Source organism: Streptomyces odontomachi (assembly GCF_024435355.1).
In the GTDB taxonomy this organism is placed as follows: Bacteria; Actinomycetota; Actinomycetes; order Streptomycetales; family Streptomycetaceae; genus Streptomyces; species Streptomyces odontomachi.
The window spans coordinates 124,701-146,872 of sequence record NZ_JAMJWG010000024.1 but is presented as its reverse complement, the minus strand read 5'-3'; the positions used below and the strand labels follow the sequence as shown (position 1 = coordinate 146,872).

General features: G+C 73.3%; 17 protein-coding genes. 10 read left to right on the top strand and 7 right to left on the bottom strand.

Annotated features, from left to right (window positions below):
- Window positions 1-6: 6 nt before the first annotated feature.
- Window positions 7-1,431, bottom strand: a complete 1,425-nt coding sequence (locus NQO67_RS36095) for an MFS transporter (protein WP_255954672.1) — start codon at window positions 1,429-1,431, stop codon at window positions 7-9.
- A 268-nt stretch (window positions 1,432-1,699) separates the two neighbouring features.
- Here NQO67_RS36095 and NQO67_RS36090 point away from each other — a divergent pair, with 268 nt between their 5' ends.
- The gene (locus tag NQO67_RS36090) at window positions 1,700-2,479 is read left to right on the top strand and encodes an ArsR/SmtB family transcription factor (RefSeq protein ID WP_255954671.1); all 780 of its coding nucleotides are present in this window, start codon (window positions 1,700-1,702) and stop codon (window positions 2,477-2,479) included.
- A 73-nt stretch (window positions 2,480-2,552) separates the two neighbouring features.
- Here NQO67_RS36090 and NQO67_RS36085 read toward each other — a convergent pair whose 3' ends face one another.
- From NQO67_RS36085 to NQO67_RS36070, 4 genes are all read right to left on the bottom strand, one after another.
- Window positions 2,553-3,755, bottom strand: a complete 1,203-nt coding sequence (locus NQO67_RS36085; protein ID WP_308295727.1) for a substrate-binding domain-containing protein — start codon at window positions 3,753-3,755, stop codon at window positions 2,553-2,555.
- Between the two features lie 438 nt (window positions 3,756-4,193).
- Window positions 4,194-6,254 carry an N-acetylmuramoyl-L-alanine amidase gene (locus NQO67_RS36080; protein ID WP_255954670.1) on the bottom strand — a complete coding sequence of 687 codons (2,061 nt, stop codon included), beginning with the start codon at window positions 6,252-6,254 and terminating at the stop codon, window positions 4,194-4,196.
- A gap of 193 nt (window positions 6,255-6,447) precedes the next feature.
- Window positions 6,448-8,580 (bottom strand): tetratricopeptide repeat protein, encoded by a 2,133-nt coding sequence (locus NQO67_RS44415; RefSeq protein WP_255954669.1) that lies wholly within the window; start codon window positions 8,578-8,580, stop codon window positions 6,448-6,450.
- A gap of 82 nt (window positions 8,581-8,662) precedes the next feature.
- Window positions 8,663-9,430 carry an FMN-dependent NADH-azoreductase gene (locus NQO67_RS36070; RefSeq protein WP_255954668.1) on the bottom strand — a complete coding sequence of 256 codons (768 nt, stop codon included), beginning with the start codon at window positions 9,428-9,430 and terminating at the stop codon, window positions 8,663-8,665.
- A gap of 107 nt (window positions 9,431-9,537) precedes the next feature.
- On the opposite strand from NQO67_RS36070, the gene NQO67_RS36065 reads away from it, so the two are divergent.
- The 7 genes from NQO67_RS36065 (at window position 9,538) to NQO67_RS36035 (ending at window position 18,253) form a co-directional block, all read left to right on the top strand.
- Window positions 9,538-10,533: a sigma-70 family RNA polymerase sigma factor gene (locus NQO67_RS36065; protein WP_255954667.1), complete on the top strand. Its 996-nt coding sequence runs from the start codon at window positions 9,538-9,540 to the stop codon at window positions 10,531-10,533.
- A 43-nt stretch (window positions 10,534-10,576) separates the two neighbouring features.
- The gene (locus NQO67_RS36060; protein ID WP_255954666.1) at window positions 10,577-11,200 is read left to right on the top strand and encodes a GNAT family N-acetyltransferase; all 624 of its coding nucleotides are present in this window, start codon (window positions 10,577-10,579) and stop codon (window positions 11,198-11,200) included.
- A gap of 240 nt (window positions 11,201-11,440) precedes the next feature.
- The gene (gene cbiE, locus NQO67_RS36055; protein ID WP_255954665.1) at window positions 11,441-12,835 is read left to right on the top strand and encodes a precorrin-6y C5,15-methyltransferase (decarboxylating) subunit CbiE; all 1,395 of its coding nucleotides are present in this window, start codon (window positions 11,441-11,443) and stop codon (window positions 12,833-12,835) included.
- A complete protein-coding gene (gene cobM / locus NQO67_RS36050; RefSeq protein WP_255954663.1) occupies window positions 12,832-13,581 on the top strand; it encodes a precorrin-4 C(11)-methyltransferase in 750 nt (249 codons plus the stop codon). The genes cbiE and cobM overlap by 4 nt, the downstream gene beginning before the upstream one ends.
- 235 nt (window positions 13,582-13,816) lie before the next feature.
- Window positions 13,817-15,460, top strand: coding sequence for a hypothetical protein (locus NQO67_RS36045; protein WP_255954662.1), 1,644 nt, complete (start codon window positions 13,817-13,819; stop codon window positions 15,458-15,460).
- 232 nt (window positions 15,461-15,692) lie between these two features.
- A complete protein-coding gene (locus tag NQO67_RS36040; protein ID WP_255954684.1) occupies window positions 15,693-16,934 on the top strand; it encodes an AAA family ATPase in 1,242 nt (413 codons plus the stop codon).
- A gap of 71 nt (window positions 16,935-17,005) precedes the next feature.
- On the top strand, window positions 17,006-18,253 hold the full coding sequence (locus NQO67_RS36035; protein WP_255954661.1) for a vWA domain-containing protein: 1,248 nt from the start codon (window positions 17,006-17,008) through the stop codon (window positions 18,251-18,253).
- Window positions 18,254-18,583: 330 nt separating this feature from the next.
- Here the strand turns inward: NQO67_RS36035 and NQO67_RS36030 are convergent, their stop codons facing one another.
- Window positions 18,584-19,729 carry a cobalt-precorrin-5B (C(1))-methyltransferase gene (locus NQO67_RS36030; protein WP_255954683.1) on the bottom strand — a complete coding sequence of 382 codons (1,146 nt, stop codon included), beginning with the start codon at window positions 19,727-19,729 and terminating at the stop codon, window positions 18,584-18,586.
- A 101-nt stretch (window positions 19,730-19,830) separates the two neighbouring features.
- Between NQO67_RS36030 and NQO67_RS36025 the strand changes: the two genes are divergently transcribed.
- On the top strand, window positions 19,831-20,613 hold the full coding sequence (locus NQO67_RS36025; RefSeq protein ID WP_255954660.1) for a cobalt-precorrin-6A reductase: 783 nt from the start codon (window positions 19,831-19,833) through the stop codon (window positions 20,611-20,613).
- Here the strand turns inward: NQO67_RS36025 and NQO67_RS36020 are convergent.
- Complete coding sequence (locus tag NQO67_RS36020; RefSeq protein WP_255954659.1) at window positions 20,610-20,753, bottom strand: hypothetical protein; 144 nt, start codon at window positions 20,751-20,753, stop codon at window positions 20,610-20,612. The genes NQO67_RS36025 and NQO67_RS36020 overlap by 4 nt on opposite strands.
- Before the next feature lie 178 nt (window positions 20,754-20,931).
- On the opposite strand from NQO67_RS36020, the gene NQO67_RS36015 reads away from it, so the two are divergent.
- On the top strand, window positions 20,932-22,119 hold the full coding sequence (locus NQO67_RS36015) for a helix-turn-helix domain-containing protein (RefSeq protein WP_255954658.1): 1,188 nt from the start codon (window positions 20,932-20,934) through the stop codon (window positions 22,117-22,119).
- The last annotated feature ends 53 nt before the right edge of the window (window positions 22,120-22,172 follow it).

The following is a 22,172-nucleotide window of genomic DNA, read 5'->3' as shown; positions in this document are numbered from 1 at the left end:
GTCGGCCTAGGCCGGGATTCCGCGGGGTTCCTCACCGTGCTGCCCGTCCCCGCCCGCCAGGGCGAGCACGGCGCCGGCGAGGAAGCAGGCGGCGCTGATCCACGCGCCGGTGCGCATCCCGGCGGCGAAGTCGGAGCCCTGGGCGACCAGCGCGCCGAGCACCGCGACGCCCATGGCGCTGCCCACCTGCCGGCTCGCGTTGAGCACCCCGGACGCCAGGCCCGCCCGGTCGCCGGGCGCCGACTCCACGACGGCCGCGACCGCCGCGGGCATCGTGAAGGCCGTGCCGAACCCGATCGCCGCCAACGGCAGGACGAGCACCGCGTACGGCGTGGTGCGTCCCGCCACCAGCAGTCCCAGGAAACCCAGCGCACCGGTCACCAGGCCCACCAGCATCGGCGCACGGGGCCCGCTGCGTGCCGTCAGCCGCCCGCCGAGCGCCGAGGAGACGGCGACCATCGCGGTCTGCGGCAGCATCGCCAGGCCGGCGAGGAGCACGCCGTCATGGCGGTACTGCTGGAAGTAGAAGCTGACGACGAACAGCTGCCCGTAGAAACCCACGTTCATGAGGAACCCGATGGCGGTCGCGGACGAGAACGCGGCGTCGCGGAAGAGGTGGAGCGGCAGCATGGCGTCAGTGGCGCGGCTCTCCCGCAGCAGAAAGGCCACGAGGCAGAGCACGGCCGCCGCCAGCGCGCCCAGGACACCGGGGGCCGTCCATCCGGCATGCCCGGCCTCGATGATCCCGTAGGCCAGCCCGCCCAGCGTCCCGACGGCGAGGAACTGGGCCGGCGCGTCGAGCCGGGAGGTGCGGACGGGCCGTGGGGCGACCACATGCCGGGCGGTCATCAGCAGCCCCAGGACGCCGATCGGCAGATTCACGAAGAACACCGCCCGCCACCCGAGTGCGGCCACCAGCAGCCCGCCGAGCACCGGCCCGGACGCCGCGGCAAGACCGCCCATCATGCCCCAGACGCCGATGGCACGGGCACGCGAGACGCGGTCCGGGTAGGAGGCGCGGATCAGGGCCAGCGAGGTCGGCACGACCAGCGCGGCAGCCACGCCCTGGAGCAGCCGCATCGCGATCAGGAAGCCCAGTGACGGGGCGAGCCCGCAGCCCGCCGACGTGACGACGAACAGCGCGAGCCCGACCTGGAAGACCGAACGCCCGCCGAACCGGTCCCCGATGGAGCCCGCCGACAGCAGCAGCGCCGCGAAGATCACCGTATAGCCGTCGGCCACCCACTGGACGCCGGAGAGGTCACCGCCGGCGGTCGGGAACTCCCGCCCGATGGGCGGCAGCGCCACCGTGACGATGGTGGCGTCCAGGATGACCATGATGTAGCCGATGCACAGCGAGATCAACGGCAGCCGGGTCCGGCGCGACGACGGCGCGGACACCGCCCGATCGTTCACCAGCCTGTCGCCCACCAACGCAGACCCTCCCTCCGGGACCGTGGTGCGTCGACGAGGTGCGCCGACCGTCCACGGCGCCTCGTCCTGACACTGGCACGCTAGGGCCGGAAGACTTCGGTGGGCGCCGAAGCATGTAGGCGTGACACTGGACGTGGGTCGGGATCGTGCGGGACTCGGATGGAGGCCCGGGACCGGACCCGTGACGACAGGACCCGGCGAGAGACCGCACCCGGCGAGAGACCGGGCCTGACGAGAGACGGACCCGGCGAAAGGAGGGTTTCCCGTGCGCGACCTGTCCGGAGACGTGAACTTCGTCGACCCGGCCGCCCTCATCGGTGATCGGACGAGAGCGCGCATCCTGCTCGCCCTGCTCGACGGCCGCCTGCTTCCGATGTCCATGCTCGCGTCGGAGGCCGGCGTGGCGATGTCCACGGCGAGCGGTCACCTCACGCAACTCGTCGACGGCGGCCTGCTGCGCGTGCAGACCCAGGGCCGGCGCCGCTACTACGGACTCGCCTCCCCCGACGTGGCCGGCGCCATCGAGGCCCTGGCCCGTCTGGCGGAGCCCTTCCAGCCCCGGTCGTTGCGCGCCGGCACCCGTGCCCGGGCCCTGCGCACCGCCCGTACCTGCTACGACCACATCGCGGGACACCTCGGCGTCGCCGTGCTGGGCGCCCTGATCGACGACGGTGCCGTGGTCGGGGGCGACGGCCGGCACGATCTGGAGCGCGCCGAGCGGGACCGGCTCGCCTCCACCGGACACGACCTCGCCTACGAGATCACTCCGCACGGCTGGCGGCGACTGGCGGAGGCGGGCGTGGCACGCCCCCGGACCCGTCGGCGGATGGTGCGCTACTGCGTCGACTGGACCGAGCAGCGGCACCACCTGTCCGGCGCCGTCGGTGCCGCCGTCCTGGACGCCCTGGTGCAGAGGGGCTGGCTGGGGCGCGCCCCGCACTGCCGGGCCCTGCGGATCCTGCCGGCCGGCGAGACGGGCCTGCGGGAATGGCTCGGCATCGAGACGGCGGCGCTCGGGGACACACGGTCGACCACGAGCACGTGACGACCGCCTGGCGAAGGGCACGCGCCGGGTGCAACGAAACGTTTGTGCACCCGGCGCCCCGCCGACCGGACCGTTACTCCAGTCCCGCCTCCTGGCACGCCAGGGTGTACTTCGACGTGCAGATCTGCCGCACCGTGTAGATCTTGTCCCGGACCACCGTGGCCTTGACCGTGCTCTTGGTCAGCGGCTGGACCTGGACCAGATGGGACGGGATCCGCTTCGTGCTGGAGTTCTGGGACCGGTCCATGGCCAGTGCGTCGTACTCGACCATCCGGTGCTGGGAGATCTTGACGGCCATCTTGGCGGCCGCGGCGGCCTCGTCGCGGTAGGGCTTGTACACGCTCATGTACTGCTCGCCGCTGATCACCCGCTGTACCGCGGTCAGCTCGGCGTCCTGTCCGGTGACCGGCGGCAGCGGGCTGATCCCGGCGGATTTCAGGGCGTCGATGATGCCGCCCGCCATGCCGTCGTTGGCGGAGTAGACCCCGTCGATCTGCTGCCCGCCCAGCTCCTTGATCGCGTCGGCCATGTGGGCGCGCGCGTTCGACGGCTTCCAGTCGGCGGTGTCGTACGACTTGGCGATCGTCACCCGGTTCGACAGCTCGCGCAGGGCGCCCTTCTTGAACAGCGCCGTGTTCGGGTCGTTCGATGCGCCGTTGATCATGACGATCTTGGTCTTCTGGTCGTTCTCGCCGGGCTTGAGGCCGAGCGCCTCGGTGAGCGCCTGGGCCTGCTCCTGGCCGACCAGCTCGCCGTCGAAGGTGACGTAGCCGTCGACCGGGCCCTCGGCGAGCCGGTCGTAAGCGATGACGTTGATGCCGGCGTCCTTGGCCGTGCGGACCTGGGAAGCGATCGTCTTGGCGTCCACCGAGTCGACCACGATGGTGTCCATGTGCTGGTCGATCATGCGGGAGAACTGCTCCTCCTGCGTACTCGCCTTACCGTCCGCATTCGCGTAGGTGACCGAGCCCTTGCTGTTGGTCAGTTGCTGGACCTCCTTTTCGAAGACCGGCCGGTCGAACTTCTCGTACCGCGCCGTCTCCTTCTCGGGCAGCAACAGGCCGATCTTCACATCGTCGCCCTTGTGCTGCGTGGTGTCGTCTTCGCCCAGCACGCTCGAGCACGAGCTGACCGCGAGGGTGAGCGCGCAGACGGCGGCGAGGGTGGCCGCGCCCCGTATCGCGCCCCCCGCCGTGCCACGCGTCCTGCCCCGCCGTGCCCCGTTCCCCCTGCCTCGCGCCTTGCCCGCTGCGGGCCCGCGCGTCACGTTCTCCACGTCTCCGTACCTCCCTGAGCGGCCCGCAGGTGCCGGCCGAGGTCGGCAGAAAGCCAACCTCGTGGACATGTCGGACGTCAAGGAGTCAAGCCACAGTGGGCTGAATTAGTTGACCGTGTTCACATGATGAACAGACCTGACGGCGGAGTGTGCGGGTGCGAGGGGTCTTGAGGGGTGTCCGTGCGATGTACAAGCCATTCATTTCTTGATCAAACTCCCCGCGGGCCATGGGCGTCTGCCGGGAATCGAGCGCGCGGAAGGCGGACGAAAGGCGGACGAAAAGGTGGACGAAAAGGCGAGTGGGAAGGCGAATGGAAGGCGAATGAAGGCGAACGGAAACCGCCCCGGCCCAAAAGGACCGGGGCGGTATGTGTGTCGCGTATACGCCGCCTATGTGCCGCGTATGTACTACATGTACCGTTCAGCGTGATGAGTCGGTCATCGACCTGCCCTGCCCCGCGACACCGTCACGTCGGCCGAATCCACCTGGATGTACCGGTGGTTGAACTGGATCGTGTAGTACGTCCGGGCGCCGTGCACCACGGTCCCGCTGGACGGGAAGAAGTCGTCGCTGGGGACCGCCGCCTGGTTGGCGACATACGCCTGGCCCGCGGGGATCCGGTAGCCGGCGGCGGTCAGCGGGGCCTGCGTCGACGGGGAGAGGCCGGCCGGGTACTCGTCCGCGTTCGGGTAGGCCGTGCCGTACACCGGCGCGGCCTCGCTGCCGGCCGCCGCGGCGATGATCCGCACACCGTGGGCGGGCACGGTGTTCCGGCCACCCGGGTTGTGGATCCAGCCCTTCTGCCCGTCGAACCAGATCGCCGTCCAGTCACCCTGCCGGTCCGCCACCACGAACTGCTGGCCGTCCTGGACCGTGGTGCTCCAGTCGTTGACCCGGTCGGTGCCGGCCGTGGCGTTCGGATGCAGCACCGGGTCGAGCAGCAGCGGCGCGTCCTCACCGGGCGCGCTGTGCACGAACAGGGAGTTCGACGGCGCGGTCAGCGGTGTGCACGCGGTGGTGGCGCCGGTCGGGTCGTCCTCCGGGCAGACCGTGTACGTCTGCCGGTTCGCCGCGAAGCCCGGTGCGATGGTGACCGCGGTCCCCACCGGACCCACGCCGTGCCGGCCCGCGTCGACCGGTGCGCCGACCAGCCGCATGAAGCGTGACCAGTCCCAGGCGTACCCCGGGTCCCAGTGCTGCCCCGCGATCCCCTTGTCCGACGGTGCCGGCACGTTGTCGTGGCCGACGATGTGCTGGCGGTCCAGCGGGATGCCGTACCTGGCGGCCAGGTACCGCACCAGCGTGGCCGTCTGCCGGTACGCCGCGTCCGTGTACCAGTCGGCGCCGCGCGCCGAGTAGCCCTCGTGCTCGATCTGCACGGAGTGCAGGTTGCTCCAGTAGTTGCCGTCCCCGAAGGCGATGTCCTTGTCGGCCACCATCTGCGTGACCGCGCCGTCCGAAGCGCGCATCACATAGTGCGCGGACGCGTTGCCCGGCGTCTGGAAGATGTTGATGGTCTTGTCGTACGTCTCCTCGGTGGTGTGCAGCACGATCTCGGTGATCTTGATGCCGTCCGCCGGACGGTCGGCCACCTGCCCGTTCGACGGGTCGGCCGGGACGAACGCGCAGTTCATCGAGGCCGGGCACTCGGCCTCGGGGGAGGCGGCGTCGGCCAACTTCAGCTTGTCCAGCTGGCCGGTGGCCGGACGGGCGGAGGGGGCGGCGGCCAGGGTGACGGTCTCGGCCGACTTCGTCTCCGTCCGCCCGTCCGCGCCGGTGGCGTCGGCGGCCCTGGCCTCCGCGGCGGCCGCGTTCCCGGTCGGCGGTGCCTGCCGGACCCGCTGACGGGCCCCGGCCCTGATCGTCCGGAACACGTCGTCGACGAACGCGGTGGCGGCCTTCTCGTCCGTCATCCGGCTGTAGCGCGCGATGGCCGCCGTCCAGTCGGCCGGTTGCTCGGACGCCGCGCCGCCCAGGTCCCTCTGGTACGCGGCGAGCAGCGCGGCGCCGCCGCGGATGTTGCTCTCGGCGTCGTGCCGCAGGTCGTCCTCGTCGATGCCGGTCAGCTCGGCCGCCTTCTGGAGGGTGTGCGCCGACGCACGACCCGCCAACGCCTTCGCGTCGGCCCGGCCGGCGGCTCCCGGGGCACCCGTGGCCACCATGTCCGGTGTGACGTCGGTGAGGTTCATCGGCCCCCACCCGCCGTCCGCGCTGTAGCCCCGGTGCACCTGCCACCCGGACTCCTCGTGCGCCACGCCCATCAGCACGGCCAGCGGTACGTCGTACTCGGCGGCGGCGGCCTCGTACGCGCCCTGCACTCCGGGGTGCGTGGCGGCGCTCGTGCCGTCGGCTTCCGCCAGCGCCGGCAGGAGCGCGAACGCGCCGGCGGCCAGGGCTCCGCCCGCGACGGTCGCGGAGATCCAGCGAAGGGTCTTCTTACGCCGGTGCGTTCCAGGTGTTCTGGGCGTGGATCCGGGCGTGTGGTGCGAGGTGTGCAAGGAAGCTCCTCGGTGTGCCCCCCGCTCCTGGGGGTGCCTGCCTGCGCTTGTACACAGTGGTACCAGAGGTCAACGATCAGGTGGGGGAGGTCCCTTGCGGTTTTCGTTGCGATCGCGCATCGCACGCGATACGTGACTCCTGGAACCCCGATCGCGCACCCGGCACCGTGACGGTCCGTTTTCGTCGTGTTGGTCAGGGCTGCTGCAACTGCACCAGGTTGGTCGTCGCCTTCAGCCAGTTGAACCGGTCACCGGCCTGCCCGAGGAGTTCGGCGGCGACGGAGAAGGCCCGAGCCGCGTCGTCGGACCGTCCCAGCGCCCGGAGTTGGTTGCCCAGGTTGTTCTGGGCCATGCCCACGCCGTGGTGATCGCCGAGTGCTTCATAGCGGGCGATGGCGTCGGTCAGGGCCTCGACGGCGGCGTCGTGGCGGCCGAGCACGCCCAGCGCGTTGCCGAGGTTGGTGAGGATGACGGCCTCGCCGCGCCGTTCTCCGAGGGACCGGGCGAGGTCCGCGGCTCGGGTGAGGATGTCCACGGCGTCGGTGGGCCGGCCGGCCGCGAAGAGTGACGTGCCGAGATTGCTGAGCGCCTTGCACTCGCCGTACCGTTCGCCGGTCTCGCGGTGGACGGCGATGGCCGCGGTGAGCGTCTCGACGGCCTCGTCCCACCGGTGCGCCTCCAGGTGCAGCGCGCCGAGGCTGGTCAGGGCCCTGCCCTCACCTTGGCGATCACCCGTCGAGCGTTGCAGGGCGAGGACCGAAGTGAGCGTGTCGGCGGCCTCGTCGAACCGGTGCAGCACCGTCAGCGCGGTCGCGCGACTGTTCAGCGCCCAGCCCTCGCGGTCGCGCCGGCCGATGGCCCGGCAGAGGTCGACCGCGGCGGTGGTGGTGGCGAGCCAGTCGTCGTGGTGGCGGCGCAGCGAGAGGAACGGCTCCAGCACCGAGGCGGTGGTGACCCTCAGGCTGGCATGGGCCGTGCCGGCCGTGGTGACGGCGGCCACCAGGTTGTCGCGTTCCGCGTCCAGCCACGCCAGGGCCGTGCGCAGGTCGGGAAACAGGTCCGCGTTCCCGGCGAGCGACGAGAAGACGTCGGGCATGAGGTGGCAGCAGGCGGCGCGGGCGCCGGTCGTGTAGTGGTCCAGCAGGCGAAGGTACGCGGCGTCCCGCCCGTCCTCGTCGGCCTGCCGCACGCCCTGCTCGTCGGCGTAGAGCCGGATCAGGTCGTGCAGCCGCCAACGCCCCCACACCGGTGCCGGCTCCACGAGGTGGGCCCGGACGAGATCGCCGAGCACCCCCTCGGTGCCGTCCGCGGCGGCTTCCGAGAGGGCTGCCGCGGCGGCCGTCGAGATCTCGGGCCCCGGGTTCAGCGCCAGCAGCCGGAACAGCCGCGCCTGAGCGCCCGGCAGGCCCTGGTACGAGAGGGCGAACGCGGCCCGGACGGCGCGGTCCGCCCGGCTCAGCCGGTCGAGCCGGGTCTGCGCGTCCTCCAGGGCCGCGACCAGCGATGCGACCGGCCGGTTCGGGATGTCGGCGAGCAGCGCCGCCACGATCCGCAGCGCCAGCGGCAGCCCCGCGCACAGCTCGGCCAGCCGCCCCGCCGCGTCCGGCTCGTCGTCGATCCGTCGCCCGCCGTCCGGGCCCCGGGCCTCCCGGAGCGCCTGCCGCAGCAGCTGCACGGACTCGGCACCGTCGAGAACGGGCAGGTCATGGAGGCGGGCGCCGATGTCGAGGGTGTGCCGGGAGGTGACGAGTGCGGCCGTGGTGCCGTCCGTGGGGAGGAGGGGGCGGGCCTGGTCGTCGGCGCCGGCGTTGTCGATGACGACGAGCAGCCGGCGCCCCTGCGCGGCGTGGGCCGCGAGCACGGACCGGTACAGGCGGACGCGGTCCTGCTCGGCGTCGGGGATGTGCTCCGGGGGCACCCCGAGGGCCCGTAGCCAACCGTCGAGCACCTGCTGGGCGGTCAGCCGCCGCTCCGCGTCGTAGCCGTTGAGGTCGGCGAAGAGGACCCCGCCGGGGAACCACCCGTCCCGCGCGAGCGCACGCGTGGCCGTCTGCACGACCAGCTCGGTCTTCCCGGCCCCGGCGAGCCCGGCCACCGCCGCGACCGGCACCGCTTCCTGCGGACGCTCGGGTGCGAGCGCCTCCAGCAGCTCCCGGACGTGCGCGTCCCGTCCGACGAACCCGGACGCCGGTTTCGGTAACCCCGACAGCGCCGGCTCCACCTCGGGCGGCAGCCGCAGGCTGACCTGCCGGCCCTGGACCACCGCACCGAAGTGCACCCCACCGCTCACCGAGTTGTACGTGTCCCCCGGCCGTTGCTCCGCCACGGCCCACCTCCCCCGTCCGTCAGTTCTCACTGTACGGAGCGGGGGGCGGACGCTGCGCTGCCGTTGCGGCCCGTCGGGACGGTCAGCGTCCGCCCCCGCGCTCCGCAAGCGCCAGCTCCCGTACCGCGCCACGGGCCGCGCGGAGCGACTCCGCCGCCATGTCCTGGAAGCGGGCCAGCGCCGGGACCACGTCGGAGATGGTCATCTCGGCCGGGATCAGGTGGATGTCGTCGGGCGCGACGCCGATGCCGGTGAAGTAGGCGCGCAGGTACGGGCCCTGGAAGTCGTGGTCGTGGCGCGGGGTGCCGGGACCGTACGCTCCGCCGCGTGCCAGCACGGCCACGACCCGGGTGCCGCGCAGCAGCGGGTCGCCGGTGTCGGGGTCGGTGAAGGCCGACGGGAAGGTGACCCGGTCGATCCACGCCTTCAGGGTGGCCGGCACGGAGAAGTTGTACATCGGCACGCCGAGCAGCAGCGTGTCCGCGGCGTGCAACTCCTCGATCAGCGGCAGGGTGAGCGCCCACTCGCGCTCCTCGTCCGGTCCCTCGACGAGCGCCGCCACCTTGTGCGGCGGTATGCCGCCGTGCCGCTCGACGCGCCGGCCCAGGGCGGCGTAACCGGGGGTGGCCGGCGGTACGGGGTCGGCGGCGAGGTCGCGGTAACGGTAGCGGGGGGAGGGCACGGGTGGTGCGTCCCGCCGGTCGCTGTCGCGGCGCCAGACGTCCACGAACAGCGAGGTCAGCCGCCTGGTGACGGACTCCTCCGGCGGGCCGGCGCTGGCGTCCAGGTGGAGGAGGGCGGGGTGGCCCGCGGGCTGCGGGACGGTCGTCGTCGGGGGTGTGCCGATCATGGGAGGTCTCCCTCTTGGGCGGGTGTCTTTCCTGGGTGGGTCACTTTTCTTCGGACGGGGGCGTCATGACCGTGACGGGGCGCGTCGAGGAAAGGTGACCGGGATCGATGGGGACGCAGCGACGAGGATCCGGGGCCGGCGGCAGTGATGCGCTGGCCCGCCGTTTCGAGGCGCACCGCGACCACCTGCGTGCCGTCGCGTACCGCATGCTCGGGTCGTCCGCCGAGGCCGACGACGCCGTTCAGGAAGCCTGGCTGCGCTTGAGCCGGGTGGACGCGGACGCCATCGACAACCTGCCGGGCTGGCTGACGACCGTGGTCTCCCGGATCTGCCTGGACATGCTGCGGGCGCGCCGGGCACGGCCCGAGGAGCCGGTCGGTCACCGGCCGCCCGACGGTGGTGTGACCGCGGGCGGTGGCGTGGCCAGCGGCGGCGTTTCCGGCTCCCGCTCCCGCTCCGGCTCCGGCCTTGGCCTCGGCTCCGGTGAGGTGAGCACTCCGGAGGACGAGGCGGTGCTGATCGACTCCGTGGGTCGGGCCCTGCTGGTGGTGCTGGACCGGCTCGGCCCGGCGGAACGGGCGGCGTTCGTGCTGCACGACCTGTTCGCCGTGCCGTTCGAGGAGATCGCCGTGATCCTGGACCGGTCGCGGGCGGCGGCGAAGAAGCTCGCGAGCCGGGCGAGGCAGCGGGTGCGTGGCACCCCCGCGGTGCCGGCGGCCGACCTGGCCCGGCAGCGCGGCGTCGTGGACGCCTTTCTCGCCGCGGCCCGGCACGGCGACATCGAAGCGCTCCTGGCGGTCCTCGCCCCCGATGTCGTCCGGCACGCCGACCCCGCGGCGCTGCCGCCCGGCGCACCGGCCGAGACCCGTGGCGCCGAGGCGGTGGGCCGCGAGACCGTCCAGCTCGCCCGCAACGCGCAGGTCGCGGCGGTCGCCCTGATCGACGGTCGCCCCGGACTCGTCGTCGCGCCGCACGGCCGGCTGCGTCTCGCGCTCACCGTGACCGTCACCGCGACCGTCGAAGGCGACCGGATCGCCGAGTACACCGTCCACGCGGATCCGGAGCGGCTGCGTGCACTGGATGTGGCGGTTCCGGCGGACTGATCCGGCCTTGTGAGAGCGCTCCCCGGTGGGTCAAGATGCGGAGGTGACCCTGTCTCCCGCCGTACGCCGCTACCGGCCCGACGACCGCGCGGCCCTGTACGACATCTGCATCCGCACCGCGCACGAGGGCGGCGACGCCCGGGACGTCTACCCGGACCACGACCTGCTGGCGACCATCTTCGCCGTGCCGTACGCCGTGCTCGAACCCGAGCTGACGTTCGTCCTGGACGACGGGGCGGGGAACGCGGTCGGTTACGTCGTGGGCACCGCGGACACGGCGCGGTTCGTCGAATGGTTCCGCAGCACCTGGCTCCCGCAGATCGGTGAGCGCTACCCGGCGCCGAGCGGGCCGCCGGCCACCCCGACCGAGTCGATGCTCAACCTGCTGCACACGCCCGAGCGGATGATCTGGCCCGAACTGGTCGACCACCCCGCCCATCTGCACATCGACCTGCTGCCCGAGTGGCAGGGCCGGGGCTTCGGGCGCGCCCTGATGCACCGGCTCCTGGACGAGCTGAACGGGCAGGGCGTGCCGGGCGTCCACCTCTGCATGTCCATCGCCAACACCCGCGCCCGCGCCTTCTACGACCGCGTCGGCTTCCGGGAGCTGACGGTGCCGGATCCGGGCCCGGTGTGGTACCTGGGACGGTCCACCGTGGTGGAGTGACCGGGCGGCCAAGGGAGACGGGGACAGAGACGGTGGGCCCGGGGGGTTCCCGGGCGGGCGGTGGCTGGTCAGTAAGGTGCTGGTCACGGCGCTGGTCACGGCGCTGGTACCGCCGGTTCCGGTCTGTGTGACGTGGCTAGTTCCGGTCGACGTGACGTGGCTAGTTCCGGCTCCGGTTCCGGTTCCCGTGCCGGTGTCGATGTCAGATCAGACCTGTAGATCCCTTAACGAGGTGACCGCATGGCCGCCGGGTCGTCCCCACCGCCCGTCACCGTCATAGGCATCGGCGCCGACGGCTGGGCCGGGCTGACGGAGCAGGCGCGCGAGGTGCTCCGTGGTGCCGAGGTGGTGATCGGTGCGGCGCGCCAGCTGGCGCTGCTGCCCGCCGGCTGCACGGCGGAACGCGTGGCATGGCCCGTGCCGCTGCGGCCCGCCGTGCCGCGGCTGCTCGCGGCGCACGCCGGGCGCCGGATCGCCGTCCTGGCCAGCGGGGATCCGCTGTTCCACGGCATCGGGCGGGCGATCGTGGCGGAGGTCGCGGCGCCGGGGGAGCACGCCGGCGGGTGGCGGGTGCTGCCGCACCCGTCGTCCGTCTCGTACGCGTGCGCCCGGCTCGGGTGGCCGGTGGAGGACGTCGACGTGATCACGCTCGTCGGCCGTCCCCTCGGCCGGCTCGCCGCCGCACTGCACCACGGGCGGCGGCTGCTGGTGTTGAGCGCCGGCGCCACGACCCCCGCCGAGGTCGCCGCGCTGCTCCGGGACCGCGGCTTCGGGCCGAGCCGCATGCGGGTACTGGAACAGCTGGGCGGGCCGCTGGAGACGGTGACCGAGGCGTGCGGGGACGGCCTCCCGAGCGCGAGGGACGGTCGCCCGGGTGACGGGAACGGTGGCCCGGGTGCGGGGGACGGCTTCCCGGGCGACGGGAACGGTGGCCAGGACGGCGGCGGTGGCGATGGCGGCGTCGTCACCGCCGACACCTGGGCGCGCCCGCCCGGCGACCCGCTCAACATCGTCGCCGTCGAGTGCCGCCGCGCCCCGGACGCCGTGCGGCTCGGCGCCGTGCCGGGGCTGCCCGACGCGGCCTACGACAGCGACGGGCAGTTGACCAAGCGGCACATCCGCGCCGTCACCCTCGGCGTGCTCGCACCCGAACCCGGGGAACTGCTGTGGGACGTCGGCGGCGGCTCGGGCTCGATCGGCATCGAGTGGATGCGGACGCACCCCGACTGCCGCGCCGTCACCGTCGAACGCGACGCACGACGGGCCGCACGCATCACGCACAACGCCGAGCGGCTCGGCGTGCCGGGGCTGCGGGTGGTGACCGGCACGGCACCGGAAGCGCTCGCCGGACTCCCGGCCCCCGACGCGGTGTTCGTCGGCGGCGGGCTCACCGCGCCCGGGCTGCTCGACGCCTGCTGGGCCGGGCTGCCCGCCGGCGGACGGCTGGTCGCCAACGCGGTGACACTGGAGTCCGAAGCGCTGCTAGCCGACTGGTACCGCCGGCACGGCGGCGAACTGGTACGGCTCGCCGTGGCGCACGCCGCACCGGTCGGCGCCTTCACCGGATGGCGCCAGGCCATGCCGGTGACCCAGTGGGCGGTCACGAAAGCGACATCGCGAGGAGAGCGGGCATGACCGTGTACTTCATCGGCGCCGGGCCCGGCGCCGCCGACCTGATCACGGTGCGCGGCGCACGCCTGCTCGCCACCAGCCCCGTCTGCCTGTACGCGGGCAGCCTCGTGCCGCGCGAGCTGCTGGACGACTGCCCGCCGGACGCACGGCTCGTCGACACCGCGCAGCTGAACCTGGACCAGATCACCGACGAGCTGGTCGCCGCTGACCGCGCCGGCCACGACGTGGCGCGGCTGCACTCCGGCGACCCGTCCGTGTTCAGCGCGGTCGCCGAGCAGATGCGACGGCTCGACGCGGCGGGGGTGCCGTACGAGATGGTGCCGGGGGTCCCCGCGTTCGCGGCGGCCGCGGCCGCGCTGAAGCGGGAGCTGACGGTGCCCACCGTCGGCCAGACCGTCGTCCTCACCCGTGTCGCCCAGCGGGCCACCCCCATGCCGGCCGGCGAGGACCTGGCCACCCTCGGCCGCAGCGGCGCCCTGCTCGTGCTGCACCTGGCGGTGCGGTACGCGGACCGGGTCGTCGCGGAACTCCTGCCGCACTACGGCCCCGACTGTCCCGCCGCCGTCGTCGCCTTCGCCAGCCGCGCCGACGAACTCGTGCTGCGCGGCACCCTCGACGACATCGCCGACCAGGTACGCGCCGCCGGCATCACCCGCACCGCGGTGATCATCGTGGGGCGGTCGCTGGGGGCGGAGCAGTTCCGCGACAGCCATCTGTATTCGAGCGACCGGGAGCGGCACGTGTGCTGAGCGAACCCTGAGGCGGGTCCGGGTCCGGGTCCGGGTCTGGGTCTGGGCCCCCCTCAGGGACCGGACCCGGGGCCAGGACGGGTCGAGCCGGGTCGGGGCGGCTTGAGACGGGTCGGCTCGGCTCGGCTCGGCTCGGAAAACCTGGCGTATCAAAAGAGTGGGCGATACGATCGCACACGATGATGACTCAACCTCATGTCGGATTGGGGGCATCGTTCGCGCAAGGTGAGTGCTGATGGGCACTCAGGCAGCGAACGGGCTTTCCCGACTCTCCCGCTGGCAGCGCGTGCGCGAGTTCGCCGTGCCGCCCTCCATGATCGAGACTGCGACCGCCCGCCGGAGCGCCGGTGACTGGGCCGGAGCGTGTGCCGCCGCAGGCGTCGACGTCGATCTCCATCTGCGCACCCTGGCGCGCACCCATGGCCGGGAACTCGTCACCAGACTCCGTGCCGACCTCCGCCACCTGGCTCCCGACCTGCTCCGCTGGCACATGCCCAGGATCGCTCCCGACGGGCTGCTGCGCCCCGGCCTCACCTTCACCCTGGCGCGGTACGACGCCGCCGGGCCTGACGGCGGGGGTGACGGTGAAAGCCCCGTCCACCTCGTGGTCCGGACTCCGCCGGCGTGGGCGGACGCCGGCCAGCGGATCAGCCTCGCGCTGTGGGACGGGTCCGACAGCGGCGCCGGTGCCCACGGCCCTCGGCTCCAGCATCCCCATCCCCATCCCAACCGGCGGTTCCGGCTGGACCTGCACCGCCATCGGTGGGATGCGCGCAGCGCCGGTGAGCTGCGGATTCGGTCCGGCACCGGGTTCGAGGCCGGGTCCGGGTTCGGGGCCGGTTTCGAGGCCGGGTCCATGGCCGGGGACGGGAACGGGGGCGGTGCCGACGAGGAGTCGCCCCCGGAGCTGCTACGGCTGCTGCCGCCGGGGCACCACTGTGCCGTCGACCGGTGGGCGGCCGAGGCGGCGATCCTGCTCCACGCCGAAGGGCTGCCGCACGCCGGGACCGTGACCGTACGGCTGGCCAGCCGGCACTGGCTGGCCCTGGAGCTGACCGCGGAGCGCGACGGCGCCATCGGGTCACCCGGGTCAGTCGGGTCAGTCGGGTCGGTCGGGTTGTCTGGGTCGATCGGGTCGGCCGGGTCACCCGGGTCACCCGGGTCGGCCGGGTCCGCCGCGCCGCGGATCGCGGCGGTCTCGCTGGCCGACAGGGGCGCCTCGGAACTGCCCGTCCTGCCGGACGCGGCGACCTGGGTGCTCCCCGACCTGGAACTGATCCGTGCCGGTCTCATCGACGTCGATCGGCTGCACCCGCTGGTCGCCGCGGCGCTGGCACCGGCCGGTGCGGCACGGTCGCAGGGCCAGCCGGTACCCGCACCCGCACCCGCGCCGGCCCGTGCGCCCGGGCTCCCGGAGCAGGACGTGGGGCAACCACGCCTGGTGGAGTGCCGGGGAGCCCAGCACCGGATCGGGCTGGTGAACGGCGTGCTGGCGGCGCTGGACCACGACCCGGCCGAGGTCCGGCGGGAGGAGTTGCTCAGCGCGCTGGGCGGCGCTCCGGTGCCCTGCCTCCAGGCCATCGACGAGGCGCACCGCCACCCGGAGTGTCTCGCCGGCGTCCGGGAACGCCTGGACCACGGCGACACCGCCGGTGCGCTGGCCATCGTCGAGGGCCTGCTGGGGCCCGAGGCGACGCTGCGCAGCGGCGCGCTGCGGGACGCACTGGAGACGGCCGCGCAACGCCGGATCACGCACGGGCTGTTCAGGGCGGGCCTGGGCCCGGTCGGGGTCGGGCCCGGCCCCGACCGGGCCGGCGACGGTGCGCGCCGCCGCTCCGGTGACCACCGCTCACACCCGCGCCAAGCGACCGTTCGCTGACCCGGGGCCCTTCGCCCCATTCCCCCATCGCCGGCCCACGACGTTCATCCCATCCCCACCGCCGGCCCACTCGGCCCACTCGGCCCGCTACGAAACCAAAAGGTGATGACAATTGACCATTTGTGCCCCGTTCGCCACCACCGACTCCAACGGCGTCACCGGCTCCGCTGAGTCCACCGGCTCCACGGACGCCACTGAGTCCACCGGCTCCACGGACGCCGCTGACGCCTCCATCGGCGTCCGCCTCGACCTCGACCCGGCACCCGCCACCCAACTCGACGTCGCCGGCGACCTGCTGGCCCTGCTGCGGGACACCGGCACCGAACCGCGCCCCGACATCCAGCTGGAGGCCCTGACGCTGGCCGTGGCAGCGGATCTGCCCGTGCTGCTGTGGGGTGAGCCGGGGATCGGCAAGACCGCGGCGCTGACCCAGCTCGCTGCGGCCCTGGACCTCCCGCTGACCACGGTGATCGCCAGCGTCCACGAGCCGTCCGACTTCTCGGGCCTGCCCGTCATCGGTGGCGACCCCGCACAGGACGGTGTCCCGATGGCGCCGCCGGACTGGGCGGTGCGCCTGGTGCGGGCCGGTCGCGGGCTGCTGTTCCTGGACGAGCTGTCCACCGCACCGCCGGCCGTCCAGGCCGCCCTGCTCCGCCTGGTGTTGGAGCGGCGGATCGGTGCCCTGCGGCTGCCGCCCGGGGTCCGGATCGTGGCCGCCGCCAATCCGCGCTCCTCCGCGGCCGACGGCTGGGAGCTCAGCCCGCCGCTGGCCAACCGGTTCGTCCATCTCCAGTGGACCCATGACCACGAGGTCGTGGTGCGCGGCCTGGGCGGGACGTGGCCGCGCGCGACCCTGCCGCGGCTGAACCCGAGGGGCCTGCCCGATGCGGTGGCCTTCGCCCGCCGCGCGGTGTGCGGGTTGCTGTCCGCCCGTCCCACCCTCGTGCACCGGCTGCCCAAGGACGAAGGCCGCCGGGGCGGCGCCTGGCCGTCGCCCCGGAGCTGGGAGATGACCATGTCCCTGATCGCCTTCGCGACCGCGGCCGGCTCCTCGCGCGACGTGCTCTCCCTGCTGGTCAGGGGCACGGTGGGGGACGGCCCCGGGCTGGAGTTGCTGGCCAGCATGGACCGGATGGACCTGCCGGACCCGGAGGACCTGCTCGCCGATCCGGCCGGCGCCGAGCTGCCCGAGCGCGGGGACCTGCGCCAGGCCGTGCTCGACGGTGTGGTGGCGGCGGTCCGGGGGCGCCCGGAGAAGTCCCGTTGGGATGCGGCGTGGACGCTGCTGGTCAGGGCGGTGGAGACCGGGGCACCGGACCTGGTGGTCGTCCCCGCGACGACGCTCGCCACGCTCCGCCGTGCCGACTGGGACATTCCGGCCTCGATCGAGCGGCTCGCCGGAGCGGTGTCGCTGTCCCGCCGTGCGGACCGGGCGGCGGCGCGGGCCGCGGTCACGGCGAAGGCCGGCCGATGAACGGGGCCCTGACGAACGGGGTCCTGACGCACGAGGCCCCGACGAAGGAGGCCCTGACGGAGAGGGGGCCGATGAACGATCGCGTACGTGCCCCCGGCACCCTGGACCGCGACAAGCTGTTCGCCGCCCGGCTGCATGCCGCCCGTGTCCGGCCCTACCTGGCCACGGCCCTGTTCGCCCTGCACGCCGTGGAGTCGCGGCGGGTGCCGACGATGGCCGTCGACCAGCACTGGCGGTGCTACGTCTCACCGGTGTTCGTGGACCGCACCCCGGTCGAGGAGCTCGCCGGCGTCTGGGTGCACGAGGTGTCGCACCTGCTCCGTGACCACCACGGGCGCAGCGACCGGTACGCGCAGGAGCACGCGCTGACCGGCACCGGGGAGCGGCTGCGGATGAACATCGCGGCGGACTGCGAGATCAACGACGACGTGTACGGCGACGGGTTGGCGCGGCCCGAAGGCGCCGTCACGCCGAAGTCCCTGGGGCTGCCCGTCGAGGAGCTGATGGAGGAGTACCTCGGCAGGTTCCACCTCGGGCCGCACACCCAGGCGCTGGCCTGGCTGGACTGCGGCAGCGGCGCCGACGGTCTGGAACGGGGCTGGGACCTGGGCCCCGACGGCGCGCACGGCCTGAGCGACCAGGAACGGGACGCGGTCAGGTTCCGGGTGGCACAGGGCATCATCGGCCGTCCCGGCAACGCCCCGAAGGGGTGGCGGCGGTGGGCCGAGGAGGCGTTCCATCCGCCGCAGCCGTGGCGGGAGCTGCTGGGCGCCGCGGTCCGCTCGGCGGCGTCCGGACCCGGCGTCGGCGAGGACTACACCTACGGCCGCCCGGCGCGGCGCTCGGCGGCGCTGCCCGGCGTCGTCCTGCCGAGCCTGCGGCGCAGGCCGCCGCGGGTGTCCGTGGTCATCGACACGTCCGGGTCGGTCAGCGACTCCGAGCTGGGCAGCGCCCTGTTGGAGGTCGCCGCGATCGCCCGTGCCGTGGGCGGCCGGCGTGACCTGGTCAGCGTGCTGCCGTGCGATGCGGCGGCGCAGACCGTGCACGCGTTGTGCGGTGCGGAGGGGATCCCGCTGGTGGGCGGCGGGGGTACGGATCTTCGCACGGGATTCGCCGCGGCGCTTCGGGCGCGGCCGCGGCCCGACGTCGTCGTCGTCCTGACCGACGGGCAGACGCCCTGGCCCGATGTCCGGCCGTCGTGCCGGACGGTGGTGGGGCTGTTCTCGCGCCAGCGGGCGGGATCGTCCTGGCGGGAGGACGATCCCGAATACCGGCCGGATGCGCCGCCGGCGTGGGCGCGGGTGGTGACGATCGGTTGATCAGCGGCTCCGCCGCGGGGGCGCCGAAGGCAGCCGGATCAAGGGGCGCGGGGAACTGCGCGACCAGCCCACCACCGGCCGGTGGTCCGGCTGCGACAGAAACAATCCCTTCGGGACGGTGACGACCTGACGGTTTCGTCGTGGCTGGTCGCGCAGTTCCCCGCGCCCCTTTAGCGCGCTGCGCGCTCCCCGCTGCGGCAGGAGCAGCTCCTTCGGGGTTGTGTCGACCTGACGGTTTCGTCGTGGCTGGTCGCGCAGTTCCCCGCGCCCCTTAGAGGCGCTTCGGCGCCCCCGCGGCGGGGCCGCAGATCGACACGGTCCCGCGCCCTTTTAGTGCGCTCCGCGCACCCCGCTGCGGCCGACCACCGCCCCGGCGCGGTCGATGCAGATCACGTCCACCGTCACCGGTGCGCCGCGTAGTACGGACAGGGCCTCGTCGCGGGCTCGCTCGGCCACCAGGTCACCGAGTGGTACGCCTGCGGCCCGGCACAACTGCAACGCGGCGAGGCCGGTGTTGGCGGACTCGATGGCCGCTGAAAGGGCCGCGTCGGCGCCGCCCTGGCGGGCGAGTTCGGCCAGGAAACCCTTGTCCACCTGCGAGCGCGCCGAGTGCAGGTCCAGATGTCCGGCCGCCAGCTTGGAGAGCTTTGCGAAGCCGCCGCAGAGCGTGAGCCGCTCGACCGGGTGGCGGCGTACGTACTTGAGTACCGCGCCCGCGAAGTCCCCCATGTCGAGCAGCGCGTCCTCCGGCAGCCCGTACTCGGCGACGACGGTCCGTTCCGAGGTTGAGCCCGTGCAGCCGGCCACGTGCCGGCGGCCGGCCGCCCGTGCCACGTCGACGCCGCGCCGGATCGAGTCGATCCACGCGGAGCACGAGTACGGCACGACGATGCCGGTGGTGCCCAGGATGGACAGGCCGCCGACGATGCCGAGGCGAGGGTTCCACGTGGAACGGGCGATCTCCTCACCGTGGTCCACGGCGATCGTGATCTCGGCGCCGGGCTCCAGTCCCGGCGACGTTCCGTGGCGGGCGGCGACCTGCGTCAGGTGGTCGCGGATCATCTGGCGCGGTACCGGGTTGATCGCGGGCTCGCCGACGTCGAGCGGCAGGCCGGGGCGTGTGACGGTGCCCACGCCGGGGCCCGCCCGGAACGCGATGCCCGAACCGGGGGGCAGAGCGCGCACGGTCACCCGTACCAGGGCGCCGTGCGTGACGTCCGGGTCGTCGCCGGCATCCTTGACCACGCCCGCCGTGGCCAGGCCGCGGTCCTCGTCCAGCTCCTCGACGGCCAGGGCGAACGCGGGCGTCTGGCCGCCGGGCAGCGTGATCGTCACGGGGTCGGGGAACTCGCCGGTCGCCAGCGCTGTCGCCGCCGCGGTGGCCGCCGCGGTCGCGCAGGCGCCGGTGGTCCAGCCCGGCCGCAGGCCGGTGTGCTTCAGTTGGGCGCGGCGACCGCCGCGCGCCGCGCCGTCCACCGCCTCGGCGGTCTCCGTTGCCTCAGCCGTCTCCGTTGCCTCAGCCGTCTCAGCCACGTCCGCCGTCTCCGCCGCCTCAGTCATGGAGGGAGCTCGCTGTCATGCACGTTCTCGTCCTGGGGGGCACGACGGAGGGCCGGAGGGTGGCGGAGCTGCTGTGCGGGGGTCCGTCGGCGCTGGGCGCCGGGACGGTGGTCGTTCCCGGCCTCCGGGTGACCAGCTCGCTCGCCGGGCGGGTGGCCGCACCCCGCACACCTCCGGGCGATGTGCGCATCGGTGGCTTCGGCGGGACCGACGGCATGGTGCGGTGGCTGTGCACCCACCGGGTCGATGTGCTCATCGACGCCACCCACCCCTTCGCCGGAACGATCAGTTGCCATGCGGCGGAGGCCGCCGCCCGTGCCCATGTTCCCCTGCTGGCGCTGCGCCGTCCCGGGTGGGTCGCCACTTCGGGTGACGACTGGCACCGCACCGCCTCACTCGCCGGGGCCGCAGCGCTGCTGCCCGCGCTCGGCCGGCGGGTCTTCCTCACCACCGGCCGGACGGGGCTCGCCGCCTTCGCCGCGCTCGACGACCTCTGGTTCCTCGTACGCTCCGTCGACCGGCCCGAGCCGCCCTGCCCTCCGCGGATGCAGGTGCTGCTGGACCGCGGCCCGTTCACGCTGGACGGAGAGCGCGAGCTGCTGCGCCGGCACCGTATCGACGTCCTTGTCACCAAGGACAGCGGCGGCGCGGCGACCGCGGCGAAGCTGACGGCGTGCCGTGCGGCGGGGGTCCCGGTCGTCATGGTCGACCGACCCCCGCTTCCGGACGGCGTGCCGGCCGTCGCCACCGCGGAGGAGGCGGTGGAGTGGGTACGGTGCGCCCGCACGGCCATGCCCTAGGCGTCGCGGCGGCGCAGCACCAGGTGGCCGGCGGCGAGGGCGGCGACCGTCCACGTCACCAGGATCGTCAACGCACCCCAGGTGCCGTAGTCGCGGCCGAAGCGCGGGTCGTCCCCGGGCCCGGTGAGATGCATGAGCACCAGGCACGCGTTGCGACGATCGCTGTAATCCGCCCCCCGGGGCGGTAGGGGGCGCTTTCGTCATGCTCAGGCAGCGCTGAGGCCCTGCCTCCGTGTGGCGACAGGGCCTCGCGACGTCCCGCCGGGCTTTCGGCGGAGTACCGTTCGGAGTGTCGAAGTCTGAACGGAAGGCACCAGTATGCCTGATAGCAAGAGCGCTCGCATCGGCCTGCACGTCCGCGAACTCCGGAAGCGCCGAGGTCTTACGCAACGGGAACTGGCCAGCGCATCCGCTGTCTCGCTCGCCACGATCAGGAAGTTGGAGCAGGGGACCGGCGGTGAGCCACGGCTGGAAACACTACGTGCTCTGGCAATCGCGCTCCAGGTGAGCACGTCCACGCTGCTGCGCCGCGATGCCCCCGCTGACGAACCGGCCGGGGACGAGTGGGCTGAGGTGCGCGCCGCGCTGATGACGTCCCCTACGCCCACGTACGCAGGCGAGGGCGCGCCCACTGCCCGTGGGCTACACGCCGCCCTCCAGGCTGCTGGCCCGCTCTTCTCCAGCGACCGATTCGCCGAATTGGCTACCGTTCTCCCGTCGCTCCTCAGAGACGCCGGTGTCCTCGACACCGTCGACCCCTTGGCGCGCGCCTGCCGTGGCCGCCTGCTCCAGTTGACCGGCTGGTTGTTGACGCAGATGCGGCAGTTCGACGCTGCCGAACACGCCCTCACCCGGGCCCTTGCCGTCGCTGTGGATGAGCAGGACGGCGCGGCCACCATCACGACGCAGTGCTGGTTAATGCTGCGCACGGGCCGTCTGGCCGAAGCGCGGCAGCTGGCGGAACGGTGGGCCGATGACGTTGAGCCGCGCTTGTCCCGGGCCACTGCGGATGAGCTGTCGTCGTGGGGTTGGCTGACGCTACGGCTCTCGGCTGCTGCGGTGCGCGATGCACGGCCCGAGGAGGCGGCGGACGCGCTCCGCATGGCCAAGGCCGCGGCTGCGGCTCTGGGCCGGGAGCACACCCCCGGGGGGGACTTCCTGCGGACGTTCGGGCCGACGACCGTGACGTTGAAGCGCACCGAGAACGCCGCGGTGTCCGGGCGGCCGGACGTGGTTCTGCAACTGGCGGAGCAGATCCGGAGTGCTGAGATGCCGCCCACGAGCAACAACTGGAACCGCCACCTTCTGGATGTGGCGGACGCTCACGCTCGGCTACGCCACTACGCGGAGGCGGTCGATGTCCTGGACGGAATCAACGTGGCATCTCCGCAGTGGCTTCCGCAGCAGCGGTACGCGCGGGACATTATGAGCCGGGTGATCAAGAGGCGGCGCACGCTGACGCCGCAGATGAGGACGCTGGCTGACGTTACGGGCGTGCCGGTGTGATTGGTTGACGCAGTAGCACTTCCGAACCCCACCTGGGCAAAGTAGCCATTGAG